16 protein-coding genes are annotated in these 10,725 nt (G+C 51.4%); all 16 read right to left on the bottom strand.

Going from position 1 to position 10,725, the window contains the following annotated elements; genetic code table 11:
* Nucleotides 1-243, bottom strand: a 243-nt coding sequence (locus tag LI114_RS12375) for a hypothetical protein (protein ID WP_227220942.1), incomplete at its 3' end; no start/stop codon positions are given.
* Nucleotides 244-256: 13 nt separating this feature from the next.
* Entirely contained in the window at nucleotides 257-832 is a 576-nt protein-coding gene (locus LI114_RS12370) for a hypothetical protein (RefSeq protein WP_227220941.1), read from the bottom strand.
* 2 nt (nucleotides 833-834) lie between these two features.
* The gene (locus tag LI114_RS12365; RefSeq protein WP_227220940.1) at nucleotides 835-1,251 is read right to left on the bottom strand and encodes a hypothetical protein; all 417 of its coding nucleotides are present in this window, start codon (nucleotides 1,249-1,251) and stop codon (nucleotides 835-837) included.
* Nucleotides 1,252-1,262: 11 nt separating this feature from the next.
* Complete coding sequence (locus LI114_RS12360; protein ID WP_227220939.1) at nucleotides 1,263-2,411, bottom strand: hypothetical protein; 1,149 nt, start codon at nucleotides 2,409-2,411, stop codon at nucleotides 1,263-1,265.
* An 11-nt stretch (nucleotides 2,412-2,422) separates the two neighbouring features.
* Complete coding sequence (locus LI114_RS12355) at nucleotides 2,423-2,788, bottom strand: hypothetical protein (protein ID WP_227220938.1); 366 nt, start codon at nucleotides 2,786-2,788, stop codon at nucleotides 2,423-2,425.
* A 10-nt stretch (nucleotides 2,789-2,798) separates the two neighbouring features.
* A complete protein-coding gene (locus tag LI114_RS12350) occupies nucleotides 2,799-5,939 on the bottom strand; it encodes a hypothetical protein (protein ID WP_227220937.1) in 3,141 nt (1,046 codons plus the stop codon).
* Between the two features lie 17 nt (nucleotides 5,940-5,956).
* Nucleotides 5,957-6,514: a Gp15 family bacteriophage protein gene (locus tag LI114_RS12345; protein WP_227220936.1), complete on the bottom strand. Its 558-nt coding sequence runs from the start codon at nucleotides 6,512-6,514 to the stop codon at nucleotides 5,957-5,959.
* Complete coding sequence (locus LI114_RS12340; protein WP_227220935.1) at nucleotides 6,511-7,071, bottom strand: hypothetical protein; 561 nt, start codon at nucleotides 7,069-7,071, stop codon at nucleotides 6,511-6,513. Before LI114_RS12340 ends, LI114_RS12345 begins: the two co-directional genes overlap by 4 nt.
* 10 nt (nucleotides 7,072-7,081) lie before the next feature.
* Nucleotides 7,082-7,603: a hypothetical protein gene (locus LI114_RS12335; RefSeq protein ID WP_227220934.1), complete on the bottom strand. Its 522-nt coding sequence runs from the start codon at nucleotides 7,601-7,603 to the stop codon at nucleotides 7,082-7,084.
* A 1-nt stretch (nucleotide 7,604) separates the two neighbouring features.
* Nucleotides 7,605-8,048 carry a hypothetical protein gene (locus LI114_RS12330; protein ID WP_227220933.1) on the bottom strand — a complete coding sequence of 148 codons (444 nt, stop codon included), beginning with the start codon at nucleotides 8,046-8,048 and terminating at the stop codon, nucleotides 7,605-7,607.
* On the bottom strand, nucleotides 8,032-8,403 hold the full coding sequence (locus tag LI114_RS12325; RefSeq protein ID WP_227220932.1) for a minor capsid protein: 372 nt from the start codon (nucleotides 8,401-8,403) through the stop codon (nucleotides 8,032-8,034). The genes LI114_RS12330 and LI114_RS12325 overlap by 17 nt, the downstream gene beginning before the upstream one ends.
* Complete coding sequence (locus LI114_RS12320; protein ID WP_227220931.1) at nucleotides 8,400-8,723, bottom strand: DUF6751 family protein; 324 nt, start codon at nucleotides 8,721-8,723, stop codon at nucleotides 8,400-8,402. Before LI114_RS12320 ends, LI114_RS12325 begins: the two co-directional genes overlap by 4 nt.
* Nucleotides 8,723-9,043: a hypothetical protein gene (locus tag LI114_RS12315; RefSeq protein WP_227220930.1), complete on the bottom strand. Its 321-nt coding sequence runs from the start codon at nucleotides 9,041-9,043 to the stop codon at nucleotides 8,723-8,725. Before LI114_RS12315 ends, LI114_RS12320 begins: the two co-directional genes overlap by 1 nt.
* Nucleotides 9,044-9,046: 3 nt before the next feature.
* Nucleotides 9,047-9,259, bottom strand: coding sequence for a Rho termination factor N-terminal domain-containing protein (locus LI114_RS12310; RefSeq protein ID WP_227220929.1), 213 nt, complete (start codon nucleotides 9,257-9,259; stop codon nucleotides 9,047-9,049).
* A 12-nt stretch (nucleotides 9,260-9,271) separates the two neighbouring features.
* Nucleotides 9,272-10,147, bottom strand: a complete 876-nt coding sequence (locus LI114_RS12305) for a hypothetical protein (protein WP_227220928.1) — start codon at nucleotides 10,145-10,147, stop codon at nucleotides 9,272-9,274.
* A gap of 19 nt (nucleotides 10,148-10,166) precedes the next feature.
* Complete coding sequence (locus LI114_RS12300) at nucleotides 10,167-10,709, bottom strand: phage scaffolding protein (protein ID WP_227220927.1); 543 nt, start codon at nucleotides 10,707-10,709, stop codon at nucleotides 10,167-10,169.
* Nucleotides 10,710-10,725 lie beyond the last annotated feature (16 nt).

Here is a 10,725-nt window from a genome sequence, read left to right as displayed (position 1 = left end):
ATTGCTGTTTATGTTAGCGCCGTTTTTGGCGTTTATCTGAAATGAACGTTGGGTATTATATTCAGTCCCCCAGTCCAATTTTAATGCTGTTACATCGCCGACCTTGCAGCTCACCTCCTGCGCGCCTGATGGAACATCAATTGTATCAAAATATTCCGCCGCATTAGCTGTCAGCCACGCAGACACCTCAGCGTAATTAGCTGCTGCGGTCGTACCTGTGAAATATGTTGTTTCTATTGCCATTATAATTTTCCTTTCACGCTAATATTTTCAGCCGCGCCGACGTCAGCACGTCGGGGGTCATATTGCTGTTGTCTGCATAGCGCAGTGCTACGCGCACATATGACGGTGCAGACGCTGTGCCGCACATTGTCAGCGCACCGCAGTCGAGCCAGTCTTTATTGGTTGATGTCTTTAAGATTTTCTTTTCCGCATCAAAAAATACAAATGTGTACTGTAGTTTCTTGTCAGCACTTGCGGTCACCGTGAATCCCGAATAAAAAATATCGGATGCGTTTGAAATATCAAGATAATCGGGCATTCGTATTCGTGCGGTACTGTTAAAATTATCGCCGTTATCATATATACTGCCCTGCTCCCAGTTTTTGCCCATGAGGTCAATGTCCATGCCGTAGACCATCTCGGCCGTGCCGGCTCTGCCCACTACCCCCTCCGCCACCGCCGAGGCTAGGGCGGGCGCACCGCCGCCGCTTCTCTGCGAAAGCTCAGCATACGCCGCGTCTATCTTCTCAAAATTCGCATTCAGATACGCCTCGTCGAACAGATCATCGTCGCCGACAAGCGCGAGCGTTAAATTCTCAGTGTACTCCATTTTTACCTCCCTATCACGAGCCAGTCAACGTGGTATGTGCCCGTCGGCAGGTAGCCCTCCTGTGCGCCGCCGCTCTGCTTGTACCGCCCGTTGGTGACATAGCAGCGGTAGCCAGTGCCCGCGAGGTACTCGAGGAAACAGCAGACGTTCATCGCCGCCACCTGCCCCGTGCTGTACACATAGCTCACCGTCGCCAGCACGCGCGTGTTTGCCGTCGCGTTCGGGATATTCAGCGTTACACGCTGGCTCGCGACCGTTGCGCCTTTCTTGATGGTGAAGCTCTCCCGCCCATGCTCGAAACCGCGCGCCGCGAGCACGTCGAAAAAGCTGTCTATCTGCTCACCCGACCAGCGCAGCTTATATTTCGCCGCGTTTTCGAGAGCGGTCACACGTTCCTCGATCGTCAAATTTTCTGCCATAAAATCACTCCTCATATCAACTGTTCTTCGTCGTTTAGTCCCGCCGCCGTGATGTCCGCGCTCAGCCCGCCGTCATATGAAAACGCCAGCCCCGTGACGGGTATCGCCGCGCCCGAATAGGTCACAACGTCGCCGACGTCGAGCCGCGGGTCGCCCAAGCGATGCCGAAACTGCGCCGTGTACCATGTGTAATTCTTCACGCGGCTGAAAAGGCTGTCAAGCAGGCTGCGGGTCATATACGGGCACGCGAGCTGCAATATGCGCCCCTTGCTCTCGTCCGTTTCGCCGACTGTCAGGCGCGTATCGTCGTCTATATTGCACACCACGCCTACTATAACGTTCGGGCTTTCACTGAGGGTAGGCTCGTCTGCTTCGCTCGCGGTGATATCGCGCGCCGACGTATACCAGCGCGTTCGGTAGACCCCCTCGCGGTCGATGAACCCGAAATGCCCCCGCGCCGCCGATATGTACCCGAGCATCTGTCGGCAAGTCGTGCCCGCCGCGATGGTCGAGATTTCGAAGTCAAAACTTGCCGCGACCAGCTGTGCGCCGTTCGCCGCGAGCAGGTCAGCACCGCCGCTCTCTTGCAGATCGCCCGACACCGCGCCGCCCATGCACTGTATGCCCAGCTGTCGGCAAACGTCCTGCTCAACGGCTTCGGCGCTTGCGGGCAATGTCAGCGTACACTTGTACTCGCGGTCGGCGAAGTACAGCATATCGTACAATGACAGCTCGCGACCCGTGCCGTTCTTCGGTGCTTTGGTGCAGATGAAAACGCCCATCGGGATAGGCTCGCCGAGCACCTCGCCAAGTCGCTTTATCTGCCGCGGCGTGAGCGTTTTTACGCGCCCGAATTTGTACCGCGCTAGCCTGCCCCACGTCATTTTGCCGCCCTCGATGTCCGCGATGTAGAGCAAAAGCCGAAACATATGCCCGACGTACCCCCCAGCGCTGTCGGCTATATTGACCGTCCAACTTTGCGAGCAGACCGCGCCGAGTTCGATGTCGTCCGAAAGCGATGTCGATTCGCGGTCTGAATTTGCCGTGAATATCGCTTCTGCGGTCAGGGTGCGGGCGGCGGTGAGGTCTTCTAAAAGTATTCGCCATGTGCGGCAAGGCGACGTTATGAGCGCCGCAAGTTCGTCTGAAACTGTATACAATATATCGCCCCCTACTGCTCTATGAGGTCTACATTCAGCGTTTTGCAAAGTTGCCGCCGCTCGTCCCAGCCCCAAGCTTCATACGCAGGGCTGCCAGCGTAGACCGTTTTCGTGACTGCGTTCATCTCCTCGTCGAGCAGCGTGACGGTGAAAAATGCCCTATCGACGTTGGAGATATACCGATTTATGGCGGCGGTCTGCTCGCCCGTGAGGTGCGCCCATTGCATCTTGATGGTCTTTTTTATGGCGCGTATGTCGCCGACCATCGTGCAGTCAGCGGTACGACCTGCGTTATCCGACCATATTTTTTCATTCGTTATGCTGACGGAGAACGGCGTTGGCATTTCTTCGCCGCCAAACATCAATTTTTGCGTCATTATGCACCTCCTAAGCCTTTAGCGGCGAACGTCCGTTGCGGCGAGTACGCTCGTTTATGTCGTCGATGACAGCCTGCCCAACGCGCCGTCTGTCAAGCTGCACAGTAACGTAAAGCGGCTGCTTTTGTCCGCTGCCATCGCCGCCGTATGCGACCAGCGCTTCCAATACTGCTTGCTTCATGGTCGAAAGCGGGCTGACTACCTCGGGTTCGCGAGTGTTGTCGCCTAGGACTGCCATGAATTCGCCGTAGTTTGCGGGAACTACCGTGCCGGCGGCTAGTTTGGGGATCTGCGGCACGTCGATAGTTTCCAGTCTGTCAAACGGCTGCCAGCCGGCTATTTCCAGATCTTGTACCCACTCTATGGCGTCGTTTATCGCATTGAATGGGGCGGCAATAACGATGTTAATACCGTCTATGAGCGTGTTAACAACATTTGTGAATACGTCGCTTATGCCATCCTTTATCCCGCTAAAGATCCTGCCTCCTGTTGAGAACACATCTTTAACTCCCTGCCAAGCCGTAGTAAAAGTCTTTTTAAACCATGTTGTAACGTTGCTGAACGCCGATTTGATGCCGTCCCAAATGCCTGAAAAGAACGTTTTTACCGATTTAAGACTAAAGACAGACTTGATCTTATCCCACGCGGAGCCGAACTTATCGCCGAACCATGTGCCGATGTTTTTGAAAATATCCGTTATTGAATTATGCAGATCTGAAAACCAGCCCGGAACGGTTTCCGTAAAAAAGCTCGGTATCGATTCTGTGAAGAAGGCGACTACTGCCTGCCATGCCGCTACCGCTTTATCGTATATCGGAAACAGCACATTTGAGTCAAGTGTATCGAACCAACCGGGAATAGTTTCTGTGAAAAATGCCGGTATGCTCTCTGTCAAAAAGTTTGTCACAGCGACCCATGCCGCAGTAACCTTGTCATAAAACGGGAACATGACGTCTGATTGAAGCGTATCCCACCATTCGGGGATAGTCACTGTAAAGAAATTAACGATGCCGTCAAATATGGGGAACAATGCCTCGTCTATCTTATCACCGCCGATAGCGTCGCGTATAGCAGAACCTATCTCCCAGCCGGCAAAGAAAGCTCCTGCGGCTGCGCAGAACTTGGTCGCGAATGTTGTGCCGCCCGCTTCTGCCGGCGCAGTTACACTTGATGACATCGTTTTATTTATACTATTGAATGCTCCTGCGGCGTTTTTGCCAAGTGTACTCAAACTTGCTGCAAAATTATCCAGCGTTTGCTTAGCTTTTGCCGCAACTACTATCCCCGCGACCGCACCTGCAAGGTCAATAAATACTTCAACGTCCTTTTCCGTCATGTTATCGCACATTTTCTTGAACGAATCGCCCATCGAGCTGAGTGCGCTCACGGCGCTGTCTTCCGCCCATGAAGCTATCGGTTTCAAGAACTTATCCCAAAGTTTGTCTTTTATTATCGGAGCTGCTTTTTTCCACACTGCTGTCAGACCGCTTATCCCATCTGACAGCGTGTCAAGAAATGCAGGTATCGCGTCCTCTATCGTCCAGTCTGCCATCGGCAGCAGTACGTCGTCCCACAACGTTTCCAAACCCTCGCCAACGGTATCGGCAAAAGGTTCAAGCGCCTGCTCAAGCCCGTCAAACGCTGTCAACAGCGGCTCAAAGTCGATGTCCTTAGACCATTCGGCTATTTTTTTGCTTATGTTTTCGTTGTGCTCGAGAATGGTGTTGAAAATATCCGCCGCGTGCTGTATCACATCTGTGCCGAGGTTATTTTTGCTCCACGCACGTTTCAGCGCCGCAGACATATTGCCTATCGCTATGTTTATGTTCGTGAAATTGCCAAGGATATGCGAGGTCATTTCCTCGCCTGTGCCGTTTGTCCACACCTCAGCGAACGAACTGCCTATCTCTTTGCATAGCCCTAGTGACTGACTAAAAGAGTATTTAAGCGACTTTAAAACGCCCTCGCCCTGCCTTTTCCAAGCCTTTTTAAGCGGCTGGAATATCTTTGAGATGTCTTTTTTCACACTCTTGAAAAAGTCTGCAAATTTGCGCTCCATAGCCGATGTATCGGCGTCAGCCTTATATGTTATATTTCCGCCGATCGCCGACACGGGCGAGGTATTGCCGGCAGTGCTTGAAGCCGTACTTTCTTCTGCTGTATCGCTGCTGAGCTTGTTGATCTCGTCAAAGCTTGCAAGTGATGTTTTATTGGCTTCTGCGGCTTTCTCTGCGCTGTCCGCCATGTCGGAATAGCTGCTTGCCGCCTGATCGGCGTTTGAGGACAGATCAGCGGTATTGCTGCTGATCTGCGCTGTATCATCGTCAAGCTTAATGCCAAAGACTTTTGACAGTGCGTTTGCCGCAGCAGTTGCGGCAGTGGTCATGCTCTGCAGCCCGACAGTTATGTTCTGCACTATCGGTATGACCGCAGCAAGTACGGGCTGACCGACAGCCGCCATAAGCTGTTTTACGGCTTCTTTGAGATTGCCTGTGACATTTTCCCATCCATCGGCTTCACGCGCCGCCTGTCCCATAGCTCCCGAAAGCTCGTTTGCATCTTTGACCATTTGCAGCAGTGTGACCTGCTTCTGTGCTTCCGAAAGCTCTATGTATGACTTGCCGTAAATCTTGTTAGCAGCGGCATTTCTGGTTGTTTCTGTACACGACAACCCCAGCGCTGCATCATTTTCAAAATTGCCTTTCAAAAATGACTTTAAGCTCTCTGCTGTGTCTTCCAGTGAGCGGTCGTAGTAAGCGGCACTATCCGCTGTGACCTGCAAAGCGTCGTTCATTAGATCTAAAGCGCTCGCAGAGTCCATGCCTGTTGTCTTCGCAAAGGCATATATAGATGTTCCAACGCCTTTAAGACGCGTTTGCAATATGCCGCTTGATTTTGCCACGCCGTTTATTGCCGATTCGGCATAAGAACGGATACTTCCAAACGTCTGCTCGAATTGCGCTTCCGCTGCTTTGACCTCCGCCGCCGACTCTATGACCTGCTTTACACTGAATGCCGCGCCCAAAGCGGCGGCAAGCTTGCCAGCCAGACCGATAAGACCATTCATCTGATCTTTAAGACTGCCTATGCCGCGACCAAAGCCTTTTGTATCTATTTTAGTGTCAAAATTTAATCTGCCATCGACCGCCACAATTTCGCCTCCTTTCCTTAATCAAATAAACTGTCAACATAATCGTTCTCAGCCTGTTGCTCTGCCGAGAGCCGCTGTTTTATGTGTATAATGTTGCTGTTCTCGCGGTAAAACTCGCGCTCAGACTTGTCTAACTGCTTGCCCCTGCCGCGCTTCCATCGTATGTGCATTATTTCGGCTAACAGCCCCTCGCCTATCTCAGACAGATAGCCGAGAAACGTCCACCAGTGCATATGATCGTCTGTCCTGACCTCGTGCCCCGCGACTTTGTTCACCGCGGAAAAGATCATTTTTTCGTCCTGCTCCCAGTCGAGCACTTGAACGTGCATATCCCTAGTTTCCATGTCGCCGCCGTCAAGATACCAGATCGCAGCTTTTAGCGCCTCGGTAAGATGCGCGGCGGGTATCGGCTCTTTGTACAGACACTCTATGCAAGCCATCGCTTTTTCTTTGTTGGTAAGCTCCGGATCTGAATATGCCTGAAAAATAATCAGCGCCGCACGGTAGTCTGACCTGATGGGATATAGCCTGCCGCATACTTCCAGCGCGGCAGGCAGTTGTCCGATCATCTTCATCTGTTTATTAACTGCCTGAGCAGCGCGTCTTTATCCTCGCTGCTCAGTTTACTTAGATCAACGCTGTAAGGCACGTCGGACTTTTCCAAGTCGGTCTGCTTCGCTGCGGCAGTATACTTGCTGATCTTAGCCTGAGAGCGCGTAGTCTGTTTCTTTGCTTCCGCCGCTATGTACTCAAACATAACGTCCATAAAATTGAGATACACAGGTCTGCCGCCGACAGGCGAAAGGCAGCTCGCCGTGCCAAAAACGATTGCGCATATGTCATAGCCAAAAACATAGTTTATAAGTTCGCGGATACACTGTTCCAGCTTCTCGACGTTCATCGCCGCGTTCTGCATCTTTTCTGAGTCAGTGTCCTCGCCATCAAAGTTTAGTGCGCTGAGGTCTATATCTCCGTACTTCTTTTTGATCTCCTCAGCCTTATCCTCAAAGCCGGCAAGGCGCTGTATAAACGCCGTGTCGGTAGGATTTATGCGTATGATCTTGTTCGGGTCGCCGTTGATCTCTATGTTTTTGTAGCCGTCGTCAAATGTAATCTTTATGTTTTCTGACATTTATATCACCTTAGCCTTCTGCGTCTGCCGTAAATACTGGCTTCTTGTTTGTGATCGTTACCGTACCCTTTACTCTGTTGCCGCATGGCGTAACAGTAAAGGGGATAGTCACGCCGCCCTGTTCGCCGCCGTAAGACTGCGGCTTGATCATACAGTCTTCCATCCATGCGTCAAACGGCGCTTCCGTCTTGTCGATAATGACCTCCAGCATTGTGGTCTTGCAGTCATCGCCCGTAAGACGATTAAAGGCTATGTCCTTTATCTTCGCGTATATCCCGTCGCCTTTGCGGGCATAGTACGGATCGACCGACATACTCGGCTCATAGCCGTTGTCTATGACTTCGCTTTCGTCAAGCACATTCTTTACTGTTTCAGTTGTGGGGTTCAGCTCCATTGATAGCTCGCTGTTGTCCCTGCCGACCTTATACCATTCAGGCGATTCGCCGCTGCCGAATTTCGCGTCAATGAAATGCTTGAGATGCGAACGCGAAAGTTTGTCCGTTCCCGCTGCTATTGTAAACTGTTCTGCCATATTAAAAATCCTCCTCGTAAATATCAAAAATCAAATGCAGCTGTACCTGATAGATACCTCTGTCGCCGTCGTCATCGAGCGCAAGAAGCAGACCGTTATCTGCAGATATGCTTACTGCGCTTCGGTTGCCGCCAAGTTCGGGCAGTTTAGACAGCGTATTCTGTTCTTCGACCCAAAATATGAGCCTTTCAGTAAAGTTTGTGGCATTGAGCCGTGAAATATCGTCTGCGGTATATTCGCGGCTCTGGAGTATCGCGTTGTACTGCCACTGCTGGTCACCAAAAACATTTTCAGTCAGCTTCGTAAGTCCCGATGTCTGTATGCTGTAATTCACAGGTGTGTTTTCGGTTTGGTCGATATGCAGATCAATGTCCGCAAAAAAAGGACACTTTTCTACAAACTCTTTTACAGAGCTGAGCAGGCTCAGATTATTTTGATCTGACAATCTTCTTCACCCCATTCAGTATGGAATCTTTGTGATCGGGCTTCATACGCTCAAACCACAGCCTGCCGCGTTTGCCGCCTTTGTTCATGCCCTCTTTGCCGTTGCCCTTGTTGCTGTAATAGTTTAGCCGCGCATATGGTGTGTTATAATGGACCATACCGCTGCCCTTTACAGTTGCCGTTGTGCCCGAGCGCTTTAACGGTCCCCTGCGAAGCGGCACATAGCTGTCGCAGCATCGCAGCACCTCGCTGTCTACAAATATCTGCGCTTTGCCGCCCTTGCCAAGCGAGCGTTTTGCAAGCAGCAGATTTTCTGGCAGTATTTCAAGTTTAACTTTGACTCTGTCGTCGCTCATCGCGCCGTCACCTCCGTGTGCCGCATATGTTCGCTGCCGTAATCCTTGCGAGCAACAGTAGTGACTTTAAGCGGGCTTGCCGCTTTCAGCAGGTTTGTCACGGAGTCTGCTATCTCAAAAGCTATATCGCCTTTGGCAATGTAGTCAGACTTCGCGACCTCGGCTGCGAGCGGCAGATATACCGCCGCCGTATCAACGTCAGTCTTGCCGCTCTTAGAGATATTTACAGCCTCTGTGTCTTGCCACCAACATGGATAATGCAGTGTGATATATCCCTCGTCAGTTTTGTGCCACACCGTGCACCTGCCGTTGAACCTCATCAGACCCACCTCACAGACTGTATATCAAGATACCGCGAAGCTGTTTGTATAAGCTCTTCGGCGACGGTAGTTTGTGTCGCGGCGTAGCTGACAGAGTAATCGCCGACCTTTTCCGAGGTCACCTGCTTATCAGGCTGTGCGGAATACATGACCTCTGCGCAGGCACAGCAGACTTTGCTGAGCTGAGTATCATCGCTAGCGGCAAATGTTAGGCTGTCTATATACTCCGTCGCACGCTCTGAAAAGTACGGATACTCATTTTCGGGTATTTTGCTGCCGTAAAATACAGTAGTGTAAAACGTGTAGTCAGCATAAGCCATAGCCTACACCTCCTCAGCGTCCGTTCCTGCTCTGCCCATGATCGCCTGTATGATGTCAGCCTTCTTGCTTGCCGACCCGATGTCAAAGCCGTTGTCCTCAGCAAAGCGCTTGAGCTGCGGTACGGTCATATCGTCAAGACAAATACCGCCGTCGTCAGCAGATACGGCGGTTTCGAGTTCTTCTGTTGGGAAAGTAAGTCCGATCGTCTTAGCCATGATTTTGCCTCCTTACGCTTTGTGATGCAAATAAATGCCCGCTGCCTTGTTCTCATATACGTCGGCAAGACCGTATGCCCTAAAGAAGAACATCCAGCTGTCGTCAGACTGATTTTTTTCGGGCGTTATGACCTTGTTGACTGTGTGCTTGGGATACTGGATAACAGCGGACTTCTGGATTATCATAAAGTTGATGTCCTTGCCGGTCGTTGCCTTGGCATATCCGCCTGTTTCTTCTCCCTCGGTAGTGCCGTCTTTGAGGTCGATAGCCGTGTAAAAGCGGCTCTGAGGTACTTTTACGATCTTTGCAAAATCGTCAAGCACAGCCTTAGACTTAGTTGTATCAACATTTTTCGCGAGGTTGAGCAGCGTGGGTGTGATAAAAAGGTAGCGGTCTTCCTGCGCGACCTCATCTTCGTCCATTTTGTTCTGCGCGGCAACAATAGCGGCGAGCACATCGTTGCCCGAAGTAAGCGTTGCACCTGCCGCTATCTTAGATATGCCTGTTGTGCCTGCATATGTTGCGAAGCGGAATGCGTCCTGCTCAGGTACGGTCTTAGTGCGGATAAACTCACTGGAGAGCTTGCCGAAAGCAAGTCCTGCGGTCTCCTCGTTGTCCATATTGTCCACGCTGAACTTACGACCTCTGTCATAATTGAACTGTACAGTTTCATTGGTCAGCGTAACATCGCCCTTGACATATCCGCTGTTGCGCGAATAGTCCGCAAGACCGTCCATGGATATTTTAGGTATGATGATCTCATTGGCATTTGCACCCGCCTTGACAAGGCTCTGGTCGCTGTCGAGGTCAGATGTGAGCGATGCCTGCTTGTACACCTCGTCAAGCAGGGCAATGTAAGTCTTGAATTTCGTGATTGCGTTTGCCATAGTGTTTTACCTCCATAATTTACTTAGATGCGGGCAGTCCCATAACGGCTCTTGCCTGCGCGTCTGATACTGTTTCCGTTGCCGAGCCGTGGTCGATACCTGTGTCGATCCTTGCGCCGTTAGGCTCAGATGAATTGTCCTCAAAGAGGAAACTCTTGTCTGCTTTGAGTTTGTCGAGCTGCTCTGAAAGACCGGTAAGCTTGCCGTCGGCGTCGAGTTTAAGAAGCGAGGAGTCGATCTGCGACTTCGCGATACCTATATCTCTCGCCTTTGCGCCGATAAGCGAAAGCTCCAGCGCCTTGTCAAGCTTGAGGGCGGCTATATCAGCATTGTACTTGCTTTCCCAGTCAGCTGCAGCCTTTTTCAGCCCCTCCACGTCTGCGCCGTCAAATGCCTTGACCTTATCGGTAAGCTCAGCAACTGTGTTCTTTGCAGCTGTAAGCTCTGCGGTAATGTCAGTAGTCTTCTGCTGTTCCGCGGTCAGCTCCGCTGTGTGCTGATCAAGCACCTTGTCGGCTATATCCTCTGATACGCCGAGTGTTACAAGTTCTTCTTTTGTCATGCTTTGTACCTCCGTA

The sequence above is a fragment of the Ruminococcus sp. 210702-SL.1.03 genome (genome assembly GCF_020559915.1).
Lineage (GTDB): Bacteria > Bacillota > Clostridia > Oscillospirales > Ruminococcaceae > YE71.
The sequence above is the reverse complement of the archived record's forward strand: the minus strand, read 5'-3'. Positions and strand labels throughout refer to the sequence as shown.